The sequence below is a fragment of the Corynebacterium sp. Marseille-P4611 genome (assembly GCF_916618765.1).
Classification (GTDB): domain Bacteria; phylum Actinomycetota; class Actinomycetes; order Mycobacteriales; family Mycobacteriaceae; genus Corynebacterium; species Corynebacterium marquesiae.
This window is the reverse complement of record NZ_CAKAKD010000001.1, coordinates 351,449-374,264: the sequence shown is the minus strand read 5'-3', so window position 1 is coordinate 374,264 and position 22,816 is coordinate 351,449. Positions and strand designations below refer to the sequence as shown.

Annotated in this window: 17 protein-coding genes and 7 pseudogenes; 17 read left to right on the top strand and 7 right to left on the bottom strand. The window is 56.8% G+C overall.

Features of this window, described 5'->3' with window-relative positions:
• Positions 1–197: 197 nt before the first annotated feature.
• Positions 198–1,271 (top strand): IS30 family transposase, encoded by a 1,074-nt coding sequence (locus LG376_RS01870; RefSeq protein ID WP_225747348.1) that lies wholly within the window; start codon positions 198–200, stop codon positions 1,269–1,271.
• 214 nt (positions 1,272–1,485) lie between these two features.
• Here the strand turns inward: LG376_RS01870 and LG376_RS01865 are convergent, their stop codons facing one another.
• Complete coding sequence (locus LG376_RS01865; protein ID WP_225746005.1) at positions 1,486–2,730, bottom strand: IS256 family transposase; 1,245 nt, start codon at positions 2,728–2,730, stop codon at positions 1,486–1,488.
• A gap of 274 nt (positions 2,731–3,004) precedes the next feature.
• Between LG376_RS01865 and LG376_RS01860 the strand changes: the two genes are divergently transcribed.
• Together LG376_RS01860 and LG376_RS01855 are read left to right on the top strand one after the other, a co-directional pair.
• Complete coding sequence (locus LG376_RS01860) at positions 3,005–3,364, top strand: helix-turn-helix transcriptional regulator (protein ID WP_003849933.1); 360 nt, start codon at positions 3,005–3,007, stop codon at positions 3,362–3,364.
• Positions 3,361–3,963, top strand: a complete 603-nt coding sequence (locus LG376_RS01855) for a cadmium resistance transporter (protein ID WP_225746004.1) — start codon at positions 3,361–3,363, stop codon at positions 3,961–3,963. Before LG376_RS01860 ends, LG376_RS01855 begins: the two co-directional genes overlap by 4 nt.
• Before the next feature lie 1,398 nt (positions 3,964–5,361).
• Here LG376_RS01855 and LG376_RS01850 read toward each other — a convergent pair.
• Positions 5,362–5,751, bottom strand: a complete 390-nt coding sequence (locus LG376_RS01850) for a heavy metal-responsive transcriptional regulator (RefSeq protein ID WP_004601215.1) — start codon at positions 5,749–5,751, stop codon at positions 5,362–5,364.
• 108 nt (positions 5,752–5,859) lie between these two features.
• Here LG376_RS01850 and merA point away from each other — a divergent pair, with 108 nt between their 5' ends.
• The 3 genes from merA (at position 5,860) to LG376_RS01835 (ending at position 8,948) form a co-directional block, all read left to right on the top strand.
• Positions 5,860–7,284 (top strand): mercury(II) reductase, encoded by a 1,425-nt coding sequence (merA, locus tag LG376_RS01845; protein WP_225746003.1) that lies wholly within the window; start codon positions 5,860–5,862, stop codon positions 7,282–7,284.
• Positions 7,285–7,431: 147 nt separating this feature from the next.
• Positions 7,432–7,995: a thioredoxin-like domain-containing protein gene (locus LG376_RS01840; protein WP_070672565.1), complete on the top strand. Its 564-nt coding sequence runs from the start codon at positions 7,432–7,434 to the stop codon at positions 7,993–7,995.
• A complete protein-coding gene (locus LG376_RS01835; protein WP_225746002.1) occupies positions 7,992–8,948 on the top strand; it encodes a cytochrome c biogenesis CcdA family protein in 957 nt (318 codons plus the stop codon). Before LG376_RS01840 ends, LG376_RS01835 begins: the two co-directional genes overlap by 4 nt.
• A gap of 276 nt (positions 8,949–9,224) precedes the next feature.
• Here the strand turns inward: LG376_RS01835 and LG376_RS01830 are convergent.
• Positions 9,225–10,459, bottom strand: a protein-coding gene (locus tag LG376_RS01830) for an IS3 family transposase (protein ID WP_172953431.1) whose coding sequence is annotated in 2 segments (ribosomal slippage) — positions 9,225–10,171 and positions 10,171–10,459 — 1,236 coding nt in all. Because the reading frame shifts where the segments join, the coding sequence is not laid out codon by codon here.
• A gap of 354 nt (positions 10,460–10,813) precedes the next feature.
• Here LG376_RS01830 and LG376_RS01825 point away from each other — a divergent pair.
• Positions 10,814–11,230: a hypothetical protein gene (locus LG376_RS01825; protein WP_225746001.1), complete on the top strand. Its 417-nt coding sequence runs from the start codon at positions 10,814–10,816 to the stop codon at positions 11,228–11,230.
• On the opposite strand, the gene LG376_RS01820 is transcribed toward LG376_RS01825, so the two are convergent.
• Positions 11,227–11,526 (bottom strand): hypothetical protein, encoded by a 300-nt coding sequence (locus LG376_RS01820; protein WP_225746000.1) that lies wholly within the window; start codon positions 11,524–11,526, stop codon positions 11,227–11,229. The two genes, LG376_RS01825 and LG376_RS01820, sit on opposite strands and share 4 nt — an antisense overlap.
• Positions 11,527–11,850: 324 nt before the next feature.
• On the opposite strand from LG376_RS01820, the pseudogene LG376_RS01815 reads away from it, so the two are divergent.
• The 4 genes and pseudogenes from LG376_RS01815 to LG376_RS01800 form a co-directional block, all read left to right on the top strand.
• A pseudogene (locus tag LG376_RS01815) lies at positions 11,851–12,000 on the top strand (transposase); the annotation flags it as partial.
• Positions 12,001–12,159: 159 nt separating this feature from the next.
• The gene (locus LG376_RS01810; RefSeq protein ID WP_049377104.1) at positions 12,160–13,404 is read left to right on the top strand and encodes an IS256 family transposase; all 1,245 of its coding nucleotides are present in this window, start codon (positions 12,160–12,162) and stop codon (positions 13,402–13,404) included.
• A 105-nt stretch (positions 13,405–13,509) separates the two neighbouring features.
• Positions 13,510–14,519, top strand: a pseudogene (locus LG376_RS01805) (IS3 family transposase); the annotation flags it as partial.
• Positions 14,520–14,617: 98 nt separating this feature from the next.
• Complete coding sequence (locus LG376_RS01800) at positions 14,618–15,136, top strand: ClbS/DfsB family four-helix bundle protein (protein ID WP_011273047.1); 519 nt, start codon at positions 14,618–14,620, stop codon at positions 15,134–15,136.
• Here LG376_RS01800 and LG376_RS01795 read toward each other — a convergent pair.
• Positions 15,105–15,512, bottom strand: coding sequence for a hypothetical protein (locus LG376_RS01795; protein ID WP_198530997.1), 408 nt, complete (start codon positions 15,510–15,512; stop codon positions 15,105–15,107). The genes LG376_RS01800 and LG376_RS01795 overlap by 32 nt on opposite strands.
• A 125-nt stretch (positions 15,513–15,637) precedes the next feature.
• On the opposite strand from LG376_RS01795, the pseudogene LG376_RS01790 reads away from it, so the two are divergent.
• A pseudogene (locus tag LG376_RS01790) lies at positions 15,638–16,276 on the top strand (IS3 family transposase); the annotation flags it as partial.
• 16 nt (positions 16,277–16,292) lie between these two features.
• On the opposite strand, the gene LG376_RS01785 reads toward LG376_RS01790, so the two are convergent.
• On the bottom strand, positions 16,293–17,411 hold the full coding sequence (locus LG376_RS01785; RefSeq protein ID WP_225745999.1) for an IS1249 family transposase: 1,119 nt from the start codon (positions 17,409–17,411) through the stop codon (positions 16,293–16,295).
• 713 nt (positions 17,412–18,124) lie between these two features.
• On the opposite strand from LG376_RS01785, the pseudogene LG376_RS01780 reads away from it, so the two are divergent.
• Together LG376_RS01780 and LG376_RS01775 are read left to right on the top strand one after the other, a co-directional pair.
• A pseudogene (locus LG376_RS01780) lies at positions 18,125–19,351 on the top strand (IS3 family transposase).
• Between the two features lie 29 nt (positions 19,352–19,380).
• A pseudogene (locus LG376_RS01775) lies at positions 19,381–19,557 on the top strand (transposase); the annotation flags it as partial.
• Between the two features lie 39 nt (positions 19,558–19,596).
• Here the strand turns inward: LG376_RS01775 and LG376_RS01770 are convergent.
• Positions 19,597–20,814, bottom strand: a pseudogene (locus LG376_RS01770) (IS3 family transposase).
• A 56-nt stretch (positions 20,815–20,870) separates the two neighbouring features.
• Here LG376_RS01770 and LG376_RS01765 point away from each other — a divergent pair.
• The 3 genes and pseudogenes from LG376_RS01765 to nusG form a co-directional block, all read left to right on the top strand.
• Positions 20,871–21,110 (top strand): annotated as a pseudogene (locus LG376_RS01765) (IS30 family transposase); the annotation flags it as partial.
• 187 nt (positions 21,111–21,297) lie between these two features.
• Positions 21,298–21,633, top strand: coding sequence for a preprotein translocase subunit SecE (gene secE / locus LG376_RS01760; protein ID WP_225745998.1), 336 nt, complete (start codon positions 21,298–21,300; stop codon positions 21,631–21,633).
• Between the two features lie 124 nt (positions 21,634–21,757).
• The gene (nusG, locus tag LG376_RS01755; RefSeq protein WP_225745997.1) at positions 21,758–22,687 is read left to right on the top strand and encodes a transcription termination/antitermination protein NusG; all 930 of its coding nucleotides are present in this window, start codon (positions 21,758–21,760) and stop codon (positions 22,685–22,687) included.
• Positions 22,688–22,816: the final 129 nt, after the last annotated feature.

Sequence of the window (22,816 nt, the reverse complement as noted above, 5' to 3'; positions counted from 1 at the left end):
GAAAAGCTGCGGCCACAACTGACCGGTGTAGTTATCTGCAATTGCGCGCGAATGCTTTAGGCCGCAAAGATGCCGCTTTAGCCTGTGGCATTCATCCGCGTAATGCTGCTGATATAGACAAAGGTGTCATTAAGCTTTCCACTGGGCGTGTGCCTTTTGTCCCGGCTGGCCCAGATGTGGCGCTGTATAACAGGCTTATGCAGGTAATTGAGTACGTTGATGGTCGCCAAGCAGTTCCAGTCCAGGTTATTCCGCAACAGCGTATCGATAGGCGTATTTCTTCGCGCTACTTATCGGTAGAAGAACGCGAGCTCATCTTTGACCTTGACCGGCAAGGCAAAGGTGTACGTGAGATAGCTCGGCGTCTTCAGCGCTCTGCTGGCACTATCAGCAAGGAGCTTAAACGCAACCGGGATGAATTTGGGGTGTATCTTCCCACGCATGCGCACCGTAAATCGGTGTTGCGTAGGTTTAGACCGAAAAAGCGCAAGATTGATGCCAATCCACGTTTGCGCACCGTGGTCTGGGCGATGGTGAAAGATAGGTACTCGCCGGAGCAGATTTCTGGGAGGTTGCGCAGCTGCTACCCCGGTGATGAGACTATGTACGTGTGTCCTGAAACTATTTATCAGTCTTTGTATTTCCAGGCTAAAGGTGAGTTGAAAAAGGAAGTCGCTGCTGCACTGCGTCGCGGTCACGCCCAACGTCGACCTCGTGGCACGCGCAGTGCCCGCAGGCGGTTTGTTGACCCTATGGTGATGATTTCCGACCGGCCAGCAGAAGTAGACGACCGAGCAGTACCAGGTCATTGGGAAGGCGACCTCATTTTAGGCGCGGGTAATAAGTCTGCAATTGGCACGCTAGTAGAGCGAACCACGCGCTATGTCATCTTGCTGCATTTACCTAATGGGCATAGTGCTACCGAAGTAAATAAAGCACTTACTAAAGCGATTGCTACCTTGCCAGATCATCTCAAAGGATCACTTACCTGGGATCAGGGAAGTGAAATGGCCTGCCATAAGGCCTTTTCTGTAGCTACAAAGTGTCCCGTGTTCTTCTGCGATCCTGGTTCGCCGTGGCAGCGAGGCACCAATGAAAACACCAATGGACTACTAAGGCAGTACTTCCCTAAAGGAACAGACCTAAGCGTCCATAGTGCAGCGGACCTAGAATTCGTCGCCATGCAACTCAACCGCCGCCCCCGCAAAACCCTGGGCTTTCAAACACCAGCCGAGAAAATGGCCGCACTGATAAACTCAACCGAAACATAAGAAGTGTTTCCACGACCACTAGAAATCAAGCCGTTTTCCTTCGGCCGGCCAGGGGTTTCGTGGAAAGATTGAAGATGTTTCTTGAAAGCCCCGTGACGGACGAGGGGCTTTTATGAAGGTCAAGTCCTGGGTAGTGGTGTATCTGTTTTCGAATCTGGGGTTAGTTTCATGGCGGTGGTTTAGGGGCCATCTCGGGGATAAGGGGTGAGGGTATTCACGCGGCGATCTCCTGGTTGTTGTCGCGGTCCTCGTCGATGACCCCAGCGGCGATTATCTCTTTGGTCTGTGCCAGGCTGGTCAGTGACATATAACGCTTCTGTTGGATCCAGTCATCGTGCTGTTCGGCCAAAACCGCCCCAACAAGGCGCACAACAGCGTCTCGGTTTGGGAAGATTCCTACGACATCGGTACGCCGGCGGATCTCCCTATTGAGCCGTTCAGTGGGGTTATTCGACCAGATTTTGGTCCACACCGCTCTCGGCGCAGCGGTAAACGCCAACAGCTCGTCGAGACACTCCTCGAGGTAGGTGGCAACGTGAGGGAATTTCTGCTGGCAGAATTCAATAACCTCACGAGCTTGGGCCCACACACTAGCGGCATCGGGTTGCTGAAAGATTGTGTGAAACATCGCTGACAGAGTCGGCCATTGGGTTTTGGGAACCTGGGCCGAGAGGTTCTTCGCGAAGTGCGTTCGACACCGCTGCCAACTAGCCTGCGGCAGGCAGTCACCCACGGCTGCTTGAATACCAAGATGGGCATCACTAGTAACGAGGAATACCCCGGTCAGGCCACGGGCGATGAGGTCCCGAAAGAACCCGGTCCACGACGCGGTAGATTCCGCGGTGGCAACCTGCATGCCCAAAAGCTCTCGGTAGCCGTCAGCGTTGACACCTGTGGCCAGCAACACGCTGGTCTTTACGACACGTCCTCCTTCCCGCACCTTCATTGTCAGCGCGTCGCAGGAGACAAAGTGGTAGGGGCCTTGGTCAAGCCGGCGGGTGCGGAAGTCATCGACCATGTCATCGAGTTCTTTGGCCATCTCGCTGACCTGAGACTTCGACAAGTTGTTGATCCCAAGGGTGGCCACCAGGTCGTTCATCCTGCGAGTGGAGACTCCTTTCAGGTAACAGGTGGCGATGACTGTGGTCAGGGCACGCTCGGTGCGGCTGCGGCGCTCTAGCAGCCAGTCAGGGAAAAATGCGCCGGTGCGTAGCTTCGGGATTGCCACATCAATGCTGCCGACTCGGGTATCAAGTTGGCGATGACGGTAGCCATTACGTGTGTTGGTGCGCTCGGCTGACACGGTGGCGTAATCAGCCCCGCAGACGGTGTCTGCTTGGGCGGAAAGAATCTGGTTGATGAAGTCAGTGAGCATTTGGCGCATCAAATCTGGGGACGCTTGAGTCAGTAGCTCTTCGAGATACGCGGTCGGATCGATATGATGAGGGTCAGCGGCCATCGCAGGGTACTTCCTTTCGAGGATAGGTAAGAGTTGATTCGAAAGGTACCCGCGATGGTCGCCTTCATGCACACCGGCACAAGACTTACCGCGGGCTACAGATACACCACGTTAGGGGACGCAACCCATCAGAAACGAGCGTGGTTCAGCTGTTTTCGCAACTTTGCCGGAATCTGCGCCATCTCTGCTACTTTCACTGTCTCTTCAGCAGTGCACACAGCTGCACCGCTACCCGGAACTTGACTAGTTCAGCGATCGCTGTATAGTTCAGCGCATGCTGACTATTGCTTCGCGTCTCGACGTGATGAACCGCCTGGGTCGTGCACTGGCCGACCCCACTCGATCCCGGATCATCTTGACCCTGCTCGACCATCCCGCCTACCCGGCGGAACTATCCCGAGATCTGGACCTGACGCGCCCGAACGTGTCCAACCACCTGACATGCTTGCGCGATTGTGGGATTGTCGTCTCCGAGCCAGAGGGGCGTCGGACACGATACGAGATCGCCGATCCGCACCTGGCACAGGCACTGACAGCACTGGTCGATGCCACCCTGGCAGTAGACGAAGACGCCCCGTGCATCGATCCCGTCTGCACGCTTCCCGGGTGCTACGCAGCTGGGGAGGACGCATGATCCTCACCTCGGTCTTGCAGGCGATAGGCCTGTTCGCAGCTACCAACATCGACGACATCATCGTGCTCTCCCTCTTCTTCGCGCGAGGGGCAGGCCAGCGCGGCACCACCGCCCGCATTCTGGCCGGCCAGTACCTCGGATTCGCGGGCATCCTCGTCGCCGCGATCCTTGTGACCACCGGCGCCGGAGCATTTCTGCCCCCGGCAGCCATTCCATACTTTGGTCTCATCCCTCTGGGCCTCGGCCTCTGGGCCGCATGGCAGGCCTGGCGCGGAGACGATAACGACGATGACGACGAGGCCAAGGTTGCCGGCAAGAAGGTCGGCGTGGGGGCGGTCGCAGGCGTCACCTTTGCCAACGGTGGCGACAATATCGGCGTCTACACCCCTGTATTCCTCAGTGTGGAGCCTCTCGCAGTAGTCGCCTACTGCGTTATCTTCCTCGCGCTCGTTGCGATCCTGGTGGCCCTGGCAAAGTTCGTCGCCACCCGCCCCCCGATCGCGGAAGTGCTCGAACGCTTTGAGCACATCCTCTTTCCCATCGTTCTCATCGGCCTCGGTATCGTGATCCTCGTCAGCGGCGGAGCCTTCGGGCTCTGACGTAGCGGCAGCGTTCCAAACGGCCCCGACCGGGCGTTATCGGTGGCTCCTATAACTCCTGGAAGGTCTTTTTGAAGCGCCGTCGGGGCGTGTGAATCTAATCACACAGAATTTACAGAATCCCAGCAATTAAACTGTCGGCTACCCAATTTCACCCGCGGACGCAATGAGACTAGCACCGACGCTTTCCCCAACGCGCCACCGCTTGCGGCGTAGCCCGACCAAGGCCACCGGCTGGTTCTCAAACGAGGACGAAGCCCGTGGCCTAGAGCTCGTGGTCGAGAGTCGAAATTCGGCCTAAAACCGCGTTTAGCCAAAGAAAAATGACCCCCAGAATCCGCCCCTTCCAGCCGTTCTTTGAGGCTGGTGGCTAAGTCTAGAAGCTCGTCAGGATTATCTGCAGGCCTCTGTTGAGACAGATTCCGCTGTGCTGCGCGCACAAACTTAGCGAGTATGCCGGCGTCACGGGCCAGTGGGGAAGTGACAGGCAACTCCGCCAGTAGTACCTGCAGGTGCTGGGCGGCACTGCTAGCGGCGTCGAGTGCATACTCGTAGTCTCCAGTATCCCCGTGCGCTCCAATAAACAAGGCGCACAGGTGCGCGCCCTGGGATTCACGAACAATGGCTGACATTCTATTCCTACTTACTCAAGCCACTTCTGGCCTGGCCCTTTGAGGCTTTCTGAGGCCCGCCATGCAACTACCAAGATAGAAATCTGGAAGCCAATAATCCATGCGTTTGGTGCTCCTCCCACGCTCGAAATGATTCCGCAAACGGTTAAAACTAGTAGAAATACGCCCGTTACAACTCCCCCAGCTGCGCTTCCCCTCCTGGCCGAGAAGAAAATGATAAAGCCCAGTAGCAATATCGGAAAACAAAGACACATGGTTCATACTTCCAAACTCGCGCCGGAAGCAGCTATTTGAAACAGGGAGAATAGTGACGCTTGGATCAGCACCAGAGAAAAGTTGCCCAAAGTCTGTGGATTCCATTTATTTCGTCTTTGTTTGTCGTCAGAAGTAGTTGGTTCAACCCGCTCCTTTTTGGCCTGGTTGCCTTGTATTTCTGTTGAGTCCACAAAGAGGGGTGGTTTTCGCCTGTCGATCATGGTGGTGATGGTGCACAGAATTATGAACGCAAGGGCCCACCAACTACCTGCTCGCGAAGACTGTTCTTGTCCACCGGGAACTGTCTTATTTCCGTCTTCCCGTAGGGGACTATTTTTACTTTGGCTCAAAATGCACCAAAGGTATTATCCTCAATCGCCAAAATGTTACTTCCAGGTAAGAAATAGTCCCTATTTATAGATAGCTCCTGGCGGTTAATCCTGTCATCCTGGCTCTCGTCGAGCTGCAACTCTCGCATAGCGTGGTTGCTAAGGAGGTGTGCCCAATTGGATTACAAGTACCTACACACTTGATCGGTGCTGCACGTTTCAGGGTCCGGGTGTGCGGCGTCCTGTCTGAGGTCCGCGATAGTGTCGCGCAGCACGGAGAGCTGCGCGATCTGCTGCTCGATCTCAGCGAGGCGCACGTCAAGCAGGTCGCGCACGTGCTCGCAGGGCGCCTGGCCGCCGTCGCGGATGTCGAGGATCTGGCGGATCTGGGCGAGGGTCAGCCCGGCGGCCTGGCCCCGGTGGATGAACCCGACCCGACCCACGGCATCCTCGGCGTAGTCCCGATAGCCGGAGGCCAATCGCTCGGCCGGAGGGAGCAGCCCCGACTCCTCGTAGAACCGCAGGGTCTTGGTCGTGGTTCCGGTTGCTTCCGCAAGCTGTCCGATCCTCATGTTCGCCGATTCCCCTTCCAATGGCCACCACACTTGACCTTCCATTGTACTGGAAGGTTCACAATGGTTCCATAGGAACTTTTGAACCACAGGGAAGAGACATCTGGAATGACAAACGAAAAGTTCGATCTGGCGATTATTGGTTCCGGCGGCGGAGCGTTTGCGGCCGCGATCCGGGCCACCGGGCTGGGCAAGCGCGTCGTGATGGTGGAGCGCGGCACCGTGGGCGGGACATGCGTGAACACGGGCTGCGTCCCGTCGAAGGCGCTCCTGGCTGCCGCGGAGGCCCGCCACGTGGCGTTGGATTCAGCCCGCTTCCCTGGGGTGGCGGCCTCGGCGGGCCCGGTGGAGATGCCGGCCCTGATTCAGGGCAAGGCCGCGCTGGTTGAAAGCATGCGCACGGAGAAGTACGTCGATCTGGCCGCGGACTACGGGTGGACGATGATCTCGGGGGACGCGTCGTTCACCGGAACCCAGGACGCACCGCTGCTCCGGGTGATCTCCCCGGATGGTGCAGTGAGAACGATCGAGGCCGGGCACTACCTCGTGGCCACTGGCTCCGCACCCTACGTGCCCCCCGTTCCCGGACTGGCCGAGGCCGGGTACCTGACCTCGACGACGGCGATGGAACTGGACGAGGTGCCCGAATCAATGCTGATCCTGGGCGGAGGCTATGTTGCCCTGGAGATGGCACAGCTTTTCTCCCGGCTGGGCTCCCGGGTGACCATGCTGGTCCGTTCCCGGTTGGCCTCGCAGGAGGAACCGGAGGCATCCAAGGCGTTGGCGGGGGTGTTCGCCGACGAGGGGATCCGGGTGGTCCGGCGGGCCATGGCCGACTCCGTGGCCTCCGGCCCGGACGGGGTCTCGGTGACGGCAAACGTGGCCGGGGGCGAGGAGGTGTTCCGCGCTTCCCGCATCCTCGTGGCACTGGGCCGCCGCCCGGTGACCGAGGGACTGGACCTTGACGCCGTCGGGGTGAAGACCGGCGCATCCGGCGAGATCGTGGTCGATTCCCGCCTGGCCACGTCCAACCCGCGGGTTTGGGCCGCCGGGGACGCGACCAGCCATCGGGAGTTCGTTTACGTCGCAGCGGCCCACGGCGCCCTGGCCGTGGACAATGCGTTCACCGATGCCCTGGCCGAGGTCGACTACCGGCACCTGCCCCGGGTCACCTTCACCAGTCCCGCCATCGGGGCGGTCGGGATGACGGAAAAGGAAGCTGTCGCCGCCGGGATCAGCTGCGAGTGCCGGGTCCTCCCCCTGGAGTACGTGCCGCGAGCCGTGGTCAACCGCGACACCCGCGGCTTCATCAAGGTTGTCGCGGACCGCGACACCGGACGGATCCTGGGCCTCTCCGCGGTGGCCAAGGACGCCGGGGAAATCGCCGCCGCCGGCGTCTACATCCTCGAAGCGGGCATGACCACCGCGCAGGTCGCCGCCGCCTGGAGCCCCTACCTGACGATGGCCGAGGGCATCAGGATCGCCGCCAAGGCCTTCACCACCGACGTCTCCGAGCTCTCCTGCTGCGCCTGAGCTGCAGCCCCCACTACCGAAGCAAAGGAATGCCATGACCGCCACCGACTAGGCCCTCACCTATCTGTTGTCCCCCGAGGACCACCGCACCGACCACGGCACCGCCTGAGTCCCCATCCCCATTCCTGGAAGGAACCACCAGACACCATGACATACCCGAGATCCCGCCGTTCTCTGTCCGTTCCCCGGCCCAGGCACCTCGCCTCCGCCCTGTTTCTGGCAGCGGTCATGGCACTGACAACCGCCTGCGCCAGCTCACCGAGCGGCCCGTCGGCTGCGCCAGGCGGTTCGTCGCCCGACGCGGCCGGTGCCGTTGCTGTTACGGTCTCCGACATTGACGGCACTACCCGGACCATCCCGGACGGTAAGCCCGCAGCACTGTTCTTCTTCTCTGCCGGATGCGGTGAGTGTGCGGAAGGGGCCGATTCCCTGAACAAGGCCTCCACGGCCCTGGGAAGCTCGGCCGACTACCTCCTGGTGGACGTGGACCCCCGAGAACCGAAGGAGACCATCAACGGATTCCGCGATTACATCAAGGCCCCTGAGCTCCCTGCCGTCATCGACACCGAGGCCACACTGACCACCCGGTACAAGGTCACCTCCATAAGCACCCTGGTGGTGGTCGACGCGAAGGGCGACGTTACCTTCCGGGCCACCGACCCGTCTGCGGAAAAGATCCAAGAAGAACTCACCAAGGCCGGTGCCCAATGACAGCCCTGCTTGCCCTGGCCTTCGCCGCTGGAATGATTGCCCCGGTCAATCCCTGCGGTTTCGCCCTCCTGCCCGCCTGGATAGCCCAGACCATCGGGGACGCCCGGACGCGCCCGCTCGCGCTGCGTCTGGCCCACGGGCTCCGGGCCGGGCTCGCGCTCAGCCTCGGCTTCGCCGGGACCCTGGCAGCCTTCGGGCTGATCGTCAGCGCGGGCGCCAGGACCCTGATCAGCGCAGCGCCCTGGCTGGGAATGGCCACCGGGGTGATCCTTCTCCTGCTGGGCCTGGCCATGCTCACCGGACTCACACCACGGCTCCATCTGCCGGCCTGGGCCACGAAACCCCGCACACAAGAAGCCGCAGGGGCAGGTCACAAAACCGGGCGCATGGTGGCCTTCGGGATCGGATACGCCGCAGCATCCCTCGGCTGCACCCTCGGGGTGCTCCTGGCCGTGATCGCCCAAGCCCAGGCCGTCGCCAGCTACGCCGGGCTGCTCGCGGTCTTCGCCGCCTACGCCGCAGGCTCGGCCACTGTCCTGATGCTCGTTTCGGCAGGCACGGCCATCGCCGGGGTCGCCCTCGGGCGAAGAATCACCGGCCTGGCCAAGCACAGCAACCGCATCGCCGCCTTCATCCTCACCATAACCGGCGCCTACCTTAGCTGGTATTGGTATCCCGCCGCCACCGGCGGAACCGCACAGGCCAACAGCCTCGCCGTATGGTCAGCCGCCGCCAGCGCCTGGATCAGCGACAACAGCACCCTGATCGCAGCCCTCGCCGCAGCCGTGGTGCTCGCATCGGCATTGGCCGCCCTCAACCGGCGCAGGAGACTGCGCATCAGACAGGGAACGCCGCCCACAGGCGAGGGCCCCGGGCAAAGCGGGGAACCCGACTGCTGCACACCAACTCCGGACAACAACTCGACCGAGGACCGGCCAGGCACGATCCCGTAGCTGGCCGAGGACTCCCAAAAAGCAATGGGGAGAGGGAACCTTGCCCATCTTCTGGCAAACGAGGCGCCCGCCTATCAGGACAGGTTGGTACAGCGGCATCAGGCCGGAAGTCAATTCGTGCAGAGGACTTCGGGCAATCCGTCAGGAGCCCTCTGTACCGCCCCCGCAATGACGGGAACGTCAGTGTGGTGGACTTCGGAAAGCCACAGTGACACCCACTAGTTGTACTCGACCGTGACGTTGGTGGCACTTTCTGAAGTGCCCCGGGTTTTGTTCCTAGGCGTTTGCCTTGATTTCTATTATTGCTTGCGGCGGGTGCTGGTCCCAAAATTCGGTTTCCACTTCGACCGGGGTTCGGTATCCCAAGCTTTGGTGAAGCCTCGTCTCGTTCCACCATGACACCCACTCAAACGTCGCGATTTCCACCTCGACAACCTCATCCCACCTGCGAGTATGGATCAGCTCGTTTTTGTAGGAACCATTAACGTTTTCCGCCAGAGCATTGTCATAGGAATCCCCGACAGTTCCGGTGGAAGCGGCAATCCCGTGCTGGGCAAGACGCTCGTTGTAGACAACGCTGACATACTGCGAGCCGTGATCCGAATGATGAATGAGACCTGTTGTTTCCTCAGCAGACGCGATCGCCTGGTTGAGAGCTTGCAGCGGCAACGCTTCGGTGCGCATGGAATCTGATAACGCCCACCCAACGATCCGTCGGGAGTAAACATCGGTGACAAACGCGGCATACACAAAGCCTTTCTTCGTGCGCACGTAGGTAATATCAGCCACCCACAGCTTGTTCGGGCCTTCGGCTTTGAATTCTCGCTCCACCAAGTCCGGGCGTAAATCCGGCCTTTGAGGTGTGCGAGTGGTCATAGGCGAGCGGCCTTTGCCTTTGCCTGATACACCGGCTAGACGCATCAGCCGCGCGGTTTGTTCACGACCGATATCGATTCCGTCACGATGAAGAGCATGCCACATTTTCCGCACACCGTAGATGCCGTAATTATCCCGATGGATAGCACTAATGCGTTCAACCAGCACAGCATCACGAAGGCGGCGAGCACTTACCCCACGGGCCTTGGACTGACGATACCCACGCGAGGTGATGAACCCACCAGCGCGGTTTTTCTTCAACGTCTTACAGATGAACTCGACAGAGAAACGATTCCGGTATTCATCGATGAACCGGATCATTTCCGACGTTTTGGGCCTGGTTCCGACGCGAAAAAAGCTGAGGCAGCCTTTAAAAGTTCATTGGTGTCGCGTAGCTCTTGATTTTCACGGCGAAGCCTCGCGTTTTCGGCGGCCAGATCTTCAGGCACGGGTTCTGGGATGTTTCCCGCACGGCGGGCCTGTTGGGTCCATTGACGGGCTGTGTGCCATGACACCCCCAGTTTTGGGGCTACTGCCTGGCACGCGGCTTGCATCGACATATTTTCCGCCAAGATGCGGTCCTCTACAAGACGGACCACACGATCCTTCGCATCCTGGTCAAATTTCCTTGGCATATTCCAGATTTTCCCATCTACTCAAACGGAACAAAACCTGGGACACTTCACCCCACCCAAAAAGAAAACCACCCCGAACCCCAAACCAACCACCCCACAACAACCAACCACAACCCCCTACAACGCCTCAGCCGCTGGCTGAGTAAGAGAAACTAAGAACGGTTATGGCGTGATCAACACCTTGGGGAAGGCGTTTGGCTTTAGACGAGCGCAACTATCGTATCTGCGATACAGTCAGAGTGAGTTCAATAAGCAAGGAGGAAATATGCGTAAGGTTCTCTCTTTCACTGTCCCAACAACCGTGCTTTCTATAGCACTTATTTTTCTCCGCCCGCTCTAGCCGATTCTTCTCCTATGGACGAAGGAACCACCAACGATAGTTTTACCTTTACATTCGGTGACAAGGATATGAGTTCCCGCACAGCTTATAATTCAATCGGTGCAGGAGTTTGCACAGGTACGTTTGCAGGCCCGCGAGTTGAAGCCGGTAACTGGCTTACTTATGGTTTGCATGTCAAATGCAGTGGAAGTGGCTTTCTGCCATTAAGCGCTAAGATTCGTCTTCAAGAAGAACATGCTGGATTTTGGTACCAAACTGTAGATGAAACGGAGAAGAATCTCACTGAGGGCGGTTATGGAACTGTTCGAGGGGAAGTAGATTGCGGATCCTCTAAGTCAGGCCATGACTACCGTATCGACGGAGAAATCCAAGCAGGGGAACATACAGGGTGGGACGTTTCTAAGGAAGTGCATCTCCCCTGCGATGTTTAGGAGTCCTGTAAAAGCCAGGCAGTCAGTTCTTTTACTGCTTGGCTTTTGCCTCCTGGATAATTAGCGTTCAATTCTGCGGACACAGATTCAAATATTTTGTTGGAGAGTTTCTCAGCCCTATCGGAGCTGATGTTTCCGCGCAGATCATCTAGCGGTACAGAGAGCATGCCATCCCTACTCGGACGCATCCAATACGAGTGCATATCATCAGCGTAGATTTTTGGGAATGTTCCTGACACCTGGGACTCAAGAACAACATTGCCAAAAAATAATGAGGACAGTCGTTTTTCTTCCATGAAGCCCATTCTATAGAAATAGAATTTTGCGGTTTGTTATTCGGCGTGGCATATGAAAAACCCTAGCTCTGATGAGCTGGCTTAAACGACAGAATGTGTTGTTTTGCGGTGTGTCGGGCTAAACGACATTTTGTGTTGGTGGGGGTTTAGCGTATGTGGCCTTTGCGTATTCCCATAGAGTGGTTGTAGGCAGTGTCGATGGCACTGTCGTAGGTTGCTGGTCGGCCGTCTTCGTGGCCGCTGGTGGCTTGTGGACCTGACCCCTGTTTGGTAGACACCTGATATCCAGCCCGGTTGGGTTGGGAAGAAAGGTAATCTACCACCATGCCTAGGTACTCCGAACAGTTCAAACGTGATGCTGTGGCCCTCTACGAAAACAATGAGGACCTCTCACTTCACGCGGCTTCAGCAGAGCTTGGAGTCAATCGTTCCTCACTTTATTCCTGGCTTAAGCAGTACGGCACCGGCAAGCGTGCCCGCACGAAGACCATGCGTGACAAGGCGAAGGGTTGCGTCCCCTAACGTGGTGTATCTGTAGCCCGCGGTAAGTCTTGTGCCGGTGTGCATGAAGGCGACCATCGCGGGTACCTTTCGAATCAACTCTTACCTATCCTCGAAAGGAAGTACCCTGCGATGGCCGCTGACCCTCATCATATCGATCCGACCGCGTATCTCGAAGAGCTACTGACTCAAGCGTCCCCAGATTTGATGCGCCAAATGCTCACTGACTTCATCAACCAGATTCTTTCCGCCCAAGCAGACACCGTCTGCGGGGCTGATTACGCCACCGTGTCAGCCGAGCGCACCAACACACGTAATGGCTACCGTCATCGCCAACTTGATACCCGAGTCGGCAGCATTGATGTGGCAATCCCGAAGCTACGCACCGGCGCATTTTTCCCTGACTGGCTGCTAGAGCGCCGCAGCCGCACCGAGCGTGCCCTGACCACAGTCATCGCCACCTGTTACCTGAAAGGAGTCTCCACTCGCAGGATGAACGACCTGGTGGCCACCCTTGGGATCAACAACTTGTCGAAGTCTCAGGTCAGCCAGATGGCCAAAGAACTCGATGACATGGTCGATGACTTCCGCACCCGCCGGCTTGACCAAGGCCCCTACCACTTTGTCTCCTGCGACGCGCTGACAATGAAGGTGCGGGAAGGAGGACGTGTCGTAAAGACCAGCGTGTTGCTGGCCACAGGTGTCAACGCTGACGGCTACCGAGAGCTTTTGGGCATGCAGGTTGCCACCGCGGAATCTACCGCGTCGTGGACCGGGTTCTTTCGGGACCTCATCGCCCGTGGCCTGACCGGGGTATTCCTCGTTACTAGTGATGCCCATCTTGGTATTCAAGCAGCCGTGGGTGACTGCCTGCCGCAGGCTAGTTGGCAGCGGTGTCGAACGCACTTCGCGAAGAACCTCTCGGCCCAGGTTCCCAAAACCCAATGGCCGACTCTGTCAGCGATGTTTCACACAATCTTTCAGCAACCCGATGCCGCTAGTGTGTGGGCCCAAGCTCGTGAGGTTATTGAATTCTGCCAGCAGAAATTCCCTCACGTTGCCACCTACCTCGAGGAGTGTCTCGACGAGCTGTTGGCGTTTACCGCTGCGCCGAGAGCGGTGTGGACCAAAATCTGGTCGAATAACCCCACTGAACGGCTCAATAGGGAGATCCGCCGGCGTACCGATGTCGTAGGAATCTTCCCAAACCGAGACGCTGTTGTGCGCCTTGTTGGGGCGGTTTTGGCCGAACAGCACGATGACTGGATCCAACAGAAGCGTTATATGTCACTGACCAGCCTGGCACAGACCAAAGAGATCATCGCCGCTGGGGTCATCGACGAGGACCGCGACAACAACCAGGAGATCGCCGCGTGAATACCCTCACCCCTTATCCCCGAGATGGCCCCTAAACCACCGCCATGAAACTAACCCCAGATTCGAAAACAGATACACCACTACCCAGGACTTGACCAGGCGAAGGCGACGACTGATTCTGAACGGATCCGCCAGCTAGAAAAAGAAGTCTCGAAGCTTCGTGAAGAACGCGACATCCTGCGCAAGGCCGCGAAATATTTTGCCGAAGAGACACGCTGGTAATCCGCTTCCAGTTTGTCGATGACCATCGAACCGAATACTCGGTCAAGCGGATGTGCCACGTGTTAAAGCTCAATCGCTCCTCGTTCTACAAATGGGCCAACACCCGCGAAAAACGCAGGTTAAAGACGTGTTCCGATGCCCTTATTGGTGCGAGAATCAAGACCATCTTCGATGATGAGCACGGGCTTTATGGTGCTAAACGCATCGCTGCAAGTCTCAACGACGATACGGACTTTCCTCCGATAAATCACAAGAAGGTCGCACGCATCATGAAATCCATGGGGCTGAAAGGCTTTACTAAACGCCGTCGATGCATCACCACCAGACGAAAGTTTGGCCACCGAGTCATGCCAGACTTAGTAGGCCGCAGATTCACAGCTGATAGGCCGAACCACGTCTACGTAGGCGATATCACCTACCTGCCGTGTAAGGGAGGCAAGAACATGTACCTGGCCACGGTCATCGACGTCTACTCGCGCAAACTTGTCGGCCATGCACTCGCCGATCACATGCGGGTATCGCTGGTTATCGAAGCTTTATCTCATGCAAGGAAAGTCCGCGGAAGCCTGAAAGGGGCAATTTTCCATTCTGATCACGGCAGTGTGTACACCTCACAAGCATTTAGGGACCACTGCACCCAGCTTGGTGTTCGCCAATCCATGGGAGCGGTGGGAACGAGTGCCGATAATGCCCTGGCAGAATCGTTTAACGCCACTCTAAAGCGTGAAGTTCTGCGTGATCGGAAAGTCTTTGACAATCCCATTACCTGCCGCCAAGAAGTCTTCCGATGGTGCATGCGCTACAACACGCGCAGACGGCACTCCTGGTGCAATCTTCTAGCCCCCGATACCTTCGAAGCATTCACATCAGCTACACTGGCCCAAGCAGCATAGCTAACCCCCGACGTGTCTACTTTCCGGGGGTCAGGCCCTATTTAGGGTTTAACGCGCTAACGAAGCGTTAAACCTAAGGCCGTTTCACGAGGAGGTGTGTGGTGAGATCGTATGCGTCCGGCGATGAACTAGCCGCAGAGATTACTAAGCGTGGCGAACTTTTTATCGGCGAGTTCGTAGGCGTTCCTGGCGATGGTTGGGACCGGCTGGTTGACGGTGTTGACCGCACGCCCCGGCAGATGATCGCCTACCAGCTTGGCTGGATGGAATTACTGCTCGGCTGGGAACGTGACGAACAAGCCGGTCTTGACGTGGTGACTCCGGCACCTGGTTTTAAGTGGAATCAACTGGGCGGATTGTATGAATCGTTCTACCAACGCTGGGAGCAGGTATCTACTGAGGATTTGATCGACAGGTTCAAGATCCTGCTTGGTGAGATAGTCAAAATGGTGGGCGGTCTAACCGAATCAGAATTGTTTAGTTCGGGTCAGCGTGCGTGGGCTTCTTCCACCCCGTCGGCGTGGCCGGTGTGGAAATGGGTGCATATCAACACCGTCGCGCCATTTACGACGTTTCGCACCAAAATCAGGAAGTGGAAGAAACTGGCAGCCTGCTAGCAATAGGCACGGTGATTTCAGTGCCGATTCTGAAGACGAACTGGATCTCGTTGGCTCCGATAACGGCATGGTCGATAAGCGCTGTCCACTGGGATGGTTGAAAATGCTGGATGGGCTTGTCGGCCAACTGGGTGTAGGCGGTTTTGATCGCAGTGGCCTTGGCACTCTTGGCAGCAATCTCGGCCTCGATGGCTTGTTTGCGGCCCAGGGTTTTCTGGTATCGCGCTTCTAGCTGGGTGTAGCGGGCGGGGTATTGGTCCTGGTCTTGCGCTACCCGCTGATTTTCTGCAACCAATGATTCAATCTCGCTGGCAAGAGCGCGGATTTTCTCGTCTAGGCGCTTGGACTCCGCTTCGAGCTGGTCTGTATTAAACATGGCGTCGATGACCTGTGGTAGGTGGCTTTGTCCGCGATAGGACCTGACCCCTGTTTGGTAGATTACCTTTCTTCCCAACCCAACCGGGCTGGATATCAGGTGTCTACCAAACAGGGGTCAGGTCCAAGGTCGCACGCATCATGAAATCCATGGGGCTGAAAGGCTTTACTAAACGCCGTCGATGCATCACCACCAGACGAAAGTTTGGCCACCGAGTCATGCCAGACTTAGTAGGCCGCAGATTCACAGCTGATAGGCCGAACCACGTCTACGTAGGCGATATCACCTACCTGCCGTGTAAGGGAGGCAAGAACATGTACCTGGCCACGGTCATCGACGTCTACTCGCGCAAACTTGTCGGCCATGCACTCGCCGATCACATGCGGGTATCGCTGGTTATCGAAGCTTTATCTCATGCAAGGAAAGTCCGCGGAAGCCTGAAAGGGGCAATTTTCCATTCTGATCACGGCAGTGTGTACACCTCACAAGCATTTAGGGACCACTGCACCCAGCTTGGTGTTCGCCAATCCATGGGAGCGGTGGGAACGAGTGCCGATAATGCCCTGGCAGAATCGTTTAACGCCACTCTAAAGCGTGAAGTTCTGCGTGATCGGAAAGTCTTTGACAATCCCATTACCTGCCGCCAAGAAGTCTTCCGATGGTGCATGCGCTACAACACGCGCAGACGGCACTCCTGGTGCAATCTTCTAGCCCCCGATACCTTCGAAGCATTCACATCAGCTACACTGGCCCAAGCAGCATAGCTAACCCCCGACGTGTCTACTTTCCGGGGGTCAGGCCCTGTTTTTCCTGGTTGGTTAGGGTTTGTGCTTTGGCGAGTGCGTCCTGGCCCCAGTTTTGCTGCCTGGCGATCTCTATAGGGTCGTCAGGCAGTTGTGTGTGGAGGTATAGCCACCAGTCGCAGGCGATGCGCTGTTGTTCGTCGCGCAGTCCTCGGTGGGTGTGCATGAGTTTCTTTATTTGTGAGTTCACTCCGCCTTCTAGCTTGTTGGTCGTGCGTTCCAATCGTTGGTCTTGTTTAGCTTTGGTGAGGTAGGCAAAGAGGTGGCCTTGTTGGCTCATTTTCTTTAGCTGCAGGTAGATTCCGCGGTGAGTGTAGTGGGTGTACCACCACTTTTTGTTCCGGCGCTTGGACTTTGGAATCTGGTCGAAGGGGACGTCTTTGACGTAGGTACGGGCTTTGAGCTGGGTGCTAAATACGGTGCCGAACTGTTGTAGTTTTACGGTCCATTCGGCTGCTTTATCCAGGTTGTCAACGGCGAGTAGTTCAAAGGAAAGTCGTTGTAATGCTTTGCCCATAGCGGACGTGGGATAAAGGCCGGTGGCGCGTTGGATATTGCGTTTGACGTGGACAATGCAGCGTTGAACCGGGGTATTAGGCCACAGTTGGTGTAGTGCTTTAAGCCCTCCGGCGTCGCCATCGCAGGTCACCAATTGTGGTGGGGCTAGCGGGTCGAGCAGGCGCATGTAGGACCAGGAGGATTCTTTCGTGCACCAGAACCAATTGATGACATGGCTGGAGTCGGCAGCCACAACAAGACATTTGGTGTTGAAGTAGGTGCCGTCGATGAAGATTTGGTCGTAGATTCGCTGCTTATCAACACTTCGGGGTGGTTGGATAAGCCAGAACGGTGTGAAGCGTCGTTGCAAAGTTCGTGGTGAAACACCGCAGGTTTTAGCGGTTTCTGCCAGGCTGTTGCTGGAGGTGAGCCAGGAAATGAAAAGGCGGAACCATTTGGCTTGCACGGCATCATTATTCACGCGGGTGAAGGTGGCCTTGCAGGTGCGGCATCGCCATCGTTGGCGCCCAGCACTCGTTTTTCCGTGTTTGGTACATGCCCCGCCGCAGACGGCGCATCGAGGATGATTTTTACTCATCCCCTCATCGTGACCCTAGGTACCTAGCACACCGGCATGCCTTAGGCGGTATTTCATTATCGAAGCTGGAATATCCCTCCGAATAAGTGAAATAATCCTAATATCAACACGCCAAACCGACTAACCACACAAACTCACCAACACATCCTGTCGTTTAGGCCGATGAGCTAGGGTTTTTCTTGCTTAAAAGAATTCAATATTCAGTCTACTTGCACATGGATTGTGTGTCTAGTTAGACGCGCGGAGAGATTCACAAATCCGCGTGGGATGGTTTCCCGAAGCAATAGAAGTTCCTCGCTTTGCCGAGCCGAGAGTACAGGGTTAGAGCCTGGCTTCTTTTCGCGCGTGCGTATCCGCCAGGTGCTCCCCAAGACCGTGAGGCTTGGGTGAAAAGGCCCGCCGAACCTGGGACTACGGTCGTTAAGCAATAAAGCTGAGCTTAGCCAAGAGATACGCACACATGCCGCCGGGCTACAGAAGTAATGACGTGTAGCCACGTATAAGCTACCGACGTCCCGGCTGACGGAAGAGTCGAAGAATTATTTCCTTATACACGTGCCTTTCTTATCGCTGTTTTCAGCGACAAAAAGGCACGGCGCTCCTGGCGCTCCCTCTGAGCCCTCCCTCAGGAAGGGAGCCGGGAGGTGACTTAAATAGTTACGGTTGAAGCGTCCTGGGTTTAGTTCCTACCTCAGCTAAGGAAGGATTGAACTATGCCTAGAAAGTATTCCGTCGAGTTCAAGGACAAGGCGGTCCATCAGATCATCGAAATGGTCCGCCTGGAGTCTTGCTCACTGCAACGCGCCTACACGGAGGTCGGTGAGCTGCTTGGAGTATCTCACCACACGTTGCGGGCCTGGTACCGTGACAGCGCCTCAGTACGCGATAATTCTGACGCTTCAGGCGGCGAAACAATGGAAGAAGAGCTCAAGCGTCTGCGCCGCGAAAACCGCGAACTGAAACGAGCAAACGGGATTCTTAAAACTGCTTCGGCTTTTTTCGCAGCGGAACTCGACCGACCCACGACCAAATGATCTCCTACATCGACACGTATAAAGATCAGTTTGGGGCCTGGGGCCATCTGCCGAGTCCTTAAACAAGCAGATCGTGGATTCATTACTTCACGCGGCTACCGCAAGGCGACCACGCGTGTTCCCAGTGCAAGAGCCTTAAGCGATAGCCTGCTCATCCCAGAGATACAGCGTGTGCATGCGGAGAATTTCTCGGTCTACGGCATCCGCAAAATGTGGCACGCGATGAACCGCGAAGGCTTTCATATTGGTCGCGACAAGACCGCACGTCTGATGAAACTTGCAGGTGTTTCTGGCCGCAGACGTGGGCGAACCCCAATAACAACGGTAAGTCCGAAGACACCGGATCATCGCCCGGATCTTGTACAGCGAGACTTTCGTGCCCAAGCGCCAGGCAGGTTGTGGGTTGCCGACATTACCTACGTTCGTACCCTGTCAGGATTCGCCTATACCGCGTTTGTCGTGGATGTCTTCAGCCGAAAAATTGTTGGTGTTGCTACACGCTCGACGATGCGCACCGATGCGCTGCCCATGGAGGCTTTGGAGCATGCGTTAACGACTGCAGGACGAATCCATGGAAACCAACTAATTCACCACAGCGATCGGGGCAGCCAGTACGTGTCACTGAAGTATTCCACCGCGCTAGCTGAGTCAGGAATCCGCCCGAGTGTGGGAACAATCGGTGATTCTTACGACAATGCACTAGCCGAAACAGTCAACGGTCTCTACAAGGCGGAACTGATTCATGCCCAGGGCCCGTGGACGTCGGTCGGAGAAGTCGAACTGGCCACCTTGCGGTGGGTGCATTGGTGGAACACTAAGCGACTTCACGAAGCATTGGACTACGCCACCCCACAGGAAGTAGAAACCGAGTACTATCTCACCCAGCCCATCAACACAGGGCCGTAAAAGAAGCGGAACTAAACCCAGGACGCTTCATGGTGATGATTTCCGACCGGCCAGCAGAAGTAGACGACCGAGCAGTACCAGGTCATTGGGAAGGCGACCTCATTTTAGGCGCGGGTAATAAGTCTGCAATTGGCACGCTAGTAGAGCGAACCACGCGCTATGTCATCTTGCTGCATTTACCTAATGGGCATAGTGCTACTGGGGTTGCCCGCAAATCGTGGACACGTAGTGGAGCTACCTGGTGGTTAGGCAGCTATTTCTTTTCTGCTGATAATTGAGCCGGCGTGGTTCTCGAAGTCGACGGGGCTGACCATCCCGAGTGCAGAGTGCCGGCGCCGGCGGTTGTAGACGACTTCAATCCAGTAGGCAACAGCCTTACGCGCGGCATCACGGGTCGCCCAGCGCTTACGGTCATAGAATTCGGTCTTTAACGTCGACCAGAACGACTCGGCCATCGCGTTATCGAAGCACACGCCCGTACGCCCCACAGACTGGGCAATGCCCAGGCTGCGGCAAACCTTCCAGAGCTTCTCACTGGTGAATTGCGTCCCGCGGTCAGCGTGAAACACCAGCCCATCAGGAACATCACCGCGGAAGCGTATGCGCCATCCGCAGGGCCCGTTCGACCAGGTATGTATCTTGAACACTATCCATAGCCCAGCCCAGTACCCTGCGGGAATGACCATCGCGGACCGCGCACAAGTACAACCAGCCTTCACCGGTGCGCAGGTAGGTAATATCTGACATCCATACTCGGTTGAGCTGACCAGTATCAAACATGCGTTTGACTAGGTCGGGAAGAGTTGACTTACGCTTGGCTTGGATTGTAGTCACTGGGACAAAGGCACGCGGTGAAATCCCTTCAATGCCCATCATGCGCATCCGCTTAGCCACAGTCTTGCGATTCAAGGTGATCTGGTAGCGCTCGGTAAGTTCTGCGGTGATCCGCGGAGCACCATAAACCTCATCGGAGTCTTTCCAAATCTGATGAATCTTACGGTCAACGCCATCGTAAAATGCAACACGATCATCTTCGCCAGATAGCCGTTTCTGCTGTGCATGGGCCCATTTGTAATATCCAGACCGAGATACTTTTAATAGTCGTGCCATGCGCTTGATGCTGTAGTTCGCCTTCTCTCGCTGCATTAATTCGAACTTTTCTGCTCGCGTTGCTTTGCGGCGAAGAAGGCTGTCGCTTTTGACAAAAACTCATTATCCATCTTGGCCTCCGCCAGCTCACGGCGCAGACGAGCATTCTCAGCTCGGAGATCAGACTCACTCATCCCATCGGAGGATCCTCGGCGTTCACGCTCGAGTTTGACCCACCGGCCTAAAAGCCCGGCGGAAACACCGATCTCCTTAGCCACATGAGCGATAGGGCGCTGCGACTCGATTACCAGGTTCGCGGCCTCACGCCGGTACTCCGGCGTGTACTTCTTGCGCTGTTGACTCACAATGAACATCCTCTCCTACGGACACTAGATCCGTACAAATAGGGTGTCCACTAAACGAGGGTAACCTCACTACAAAGTGTCCCGTGTTCTTCTGCGATCCTGGTTCGCCGTGGCAGCGAGGCACCAATGAAAACACCAATGGACTACTAAGGCAGTACTTCCCTAAAGGAACAGACCTAAGCGTCCATAGTGCAGCGGACCTAGAATTCGTCGCCATGCAACTCAACCGCCGCCCCCGCAAAACCCTGGGCTTTCAAACACCAGCCGAGAAAATGGCCGCACTGATAAACTCAACCGAAACATAAGAAGTGTTTCCACGACCACTAGAATCCGCCTCTTCGTGGCGCTTGGCCCACGCACATGTTGTCAAGGCCACGCCTTGCAAATGCCGTGGTCAGCTTTTCATGCTGTGCAAGCTTTGCTAGGGTTGACAAAGTTATGGAGGTGCGCGTTAAGCGCCCTATTAGATTTAGTTCCCAAGGAGGGTTAGCTGTGAGCGATGAGCAGCAGCCGAAGAATTCGGGTGCATCGCGCCCGACCGGTAAGCGTCAGCTCTCTGGTGCGGCTACCACGTCCTCCGCGGACTACGCCGATAAGCACGTCGTCCGCGTAGAGGATAAGAACCACGATGACACCCCAGGTGGCGGCGTAGCCGCTTTCCCAGGCGAGGTTGCATCCGAGATGAAGAAGGTGGTGTGGCCTACCGCTAAGGAGATGCTGCAGTACACCCTCATCACCTTTGCGTTCCTTATCGTGCTGACCGCTTTGGTCTGGGGCGTTGACACCCTGGCTGGTCTCGGAGTTGAGCAGGTTCTCTCTAATAAGTAAGATAGCTGCATAACCTTTTATCCCGCTGTTTCCGCTTCAAGGAACGGCGGGATACTTTTTGCCCATACGCGGGCGGGTAGGCTGGTCCTACGCAACGCGCCGAGGAATATTTGGAGTAAGAATTATGAGCGACGAGAATAACGTCGAAACCGTAGGCACCTCGCTGGAAGAGGCAATGCAGTCCAACGTGCAGGAGCAGGCGGCAGAGCACGCTAGCTCCGTAGAAGAAGCGCAGCAGGAGGATGCTACCCCAGCCGCTCCGGCAGCGGAAGAAACTGAAGGAACGGCTGAGTCCACCGACGCTGCAGGCGAGTCCGCCGAGTCCACCGACGCAGCGGAACCGGCAGCGGCCGAAGCTGAAGCCGAGGGCGCAGCCCCTGAGGCCGGCGAAGACGAGTCCGAGGATGCCGCCTACCGCAAGCGCCTTCGCGCCTTTACCCGCGAGCTGAAGAAGCAGCCGGGCCAGTGGTACATCATTCAGTGCTACTCCGGCTACGAAAACAAGGTAAAGACCAACCTGGACATGCGCGCCCAGACCCTCGAGGTAGAAGATTCTATCTTCGAGGTCGTTGTTCCTATTGAGCAGGTCCTAGAGACCAAGGACGGCAAGAAGAAGATTGTGAAGCGCAAGCTGCTGCCGGGCTACGTCTTGGTTCGCGCTGAGCTTAACGACGCCGCGTGGTCCGTCATCCGCGAAACCCCGGGCGTGACCTCCTTCGTGGGCAACGAAGGTAACGCCACCCCGGTCAAGACCCGCGACGTAGCTAAGTTCCTCATGCCCAACGAGGCGCCGTCCACCAAGGGCGATGCTGCCCCGAACGAGGCAGAGGGCGAGCAGGTTGTGGATATGCCGGAGAAGGAAGTGGCCAAGAAGTACGCGCACGACTTCGAGGTGGGCGAGGCAGTGACCATCCTGTCCGGACCGCTGGCCGCCGTATCCGCGACCATTTCCGAGATCGACCCGGAGACCGGCAAGATGCAGGGCTTGGTGTCCATCTTCGGCCGCGAGACCCCGGTGGAGCTGTCGCCGACCGAGATTGAGCGCATCTCCTAAAAAGTGATTTTGTGCAGGGCGCACGGTGTTCTAAACTGGAACGCCGTGCGCCTTTGGCGTGCGTATAAGAAAACGTTTCATCCTCCGGTGGCCCACTGAAGATGAGCATCCGGACGGGATCCCGTTATT

Coding starts and splice junctions, on each gene's coding strand:
- LG376_RS01850 (WP_004601215.1), bottom strand. CDS start 5,751: ATGAGGATCGGACAGCTTGCGGAAGCAACCGGAACCACGACCAAGACC.
- LG376_RS01785 (WP_225745999.1), bottom strand. CDS start 17,411: ATGAGTAAAAATCATCCTCGATGCGCCGTCTGCGGCGGGGCATGTACC.
- LG376_RS01870 (WP_225747348.1), top strand. CDS start 198: ATGCAGGTAATTGAGTACGTTGATGGTCGCCAAGCAGTTCCAGTCCAG.
- LG376_RS01820 (WP_225746000.1), bottom strand. CDS start 11,526: ATGGAAGAAAAACGACTGTCCTCATTATTTTTTGGCAATGTTGTTCTT.
- LG376_RS01840 (WP_070672565.1), top strand. CDS start 7,432: ATGACATACCCGAGATCCCGCCGTTCTCTGTCCGTTCCCCGGCCCAGG.
- LG376_RS01865 (WP_225746005.1), bottom strand. CDS start 2,730: ATGGCCGCTGACCCTCATCATATCGATCCGACCGCGTATCTCGAAGAG.
- LG376_RS01810 (WP_049377104.1), top strand. CDS start 12,160: ATGGCCGCTGACCCTCATCATATCGATCCGACCGCGTATCTCGAAGAG.
- LG376_RS01855 (WP_225746004.1), top strand. CDS start 3,361: ATGATCCTCACCTCGGTCTTGCAGGCGATAGGCCTGTTCGCAGCTACC.
- nusG (WP_225745997.1), top strand. CDS start 21,758: ATGAGCGACGAGAATAACGTCGAAACCGTAGGCACCTCGCTGGAAGAG.
- LG376_RS01835 (WP_225746002.1), top strand. CDS start 7,992: ATGACAGCCCTGCTTGCCCTGGCCTTCGCCGCTGGAATGATTGCCCCG.
- merA (WP_225746003.1), top strand. CDS start 5,860: ATGACAAACGAAAAGTTCGATCTGGCGATTATTGGTTCCGGCGGCGGA.
- LG376_RS01825 (WP_225746001.1), top strand. CDS start 10,814: ATGGACGAAGGAACCACCAACGATAGTTTTACCTTTACATTCGGTGAC.
- LG376_RS01795 (WP_198530997.1), bottom strand. CDS start 15,512: ATGTTTAATACAGACCAGCTCGAAGCGGAGTCCAAGCGCCTAGACGAG.
- LG376_RS01860 (WP_003849933.1), top strand. CDS start 3,005: ATGCTGACTATTGCTTCGCGTCTCGACGTGATGAACCGCCTGGGTCGT.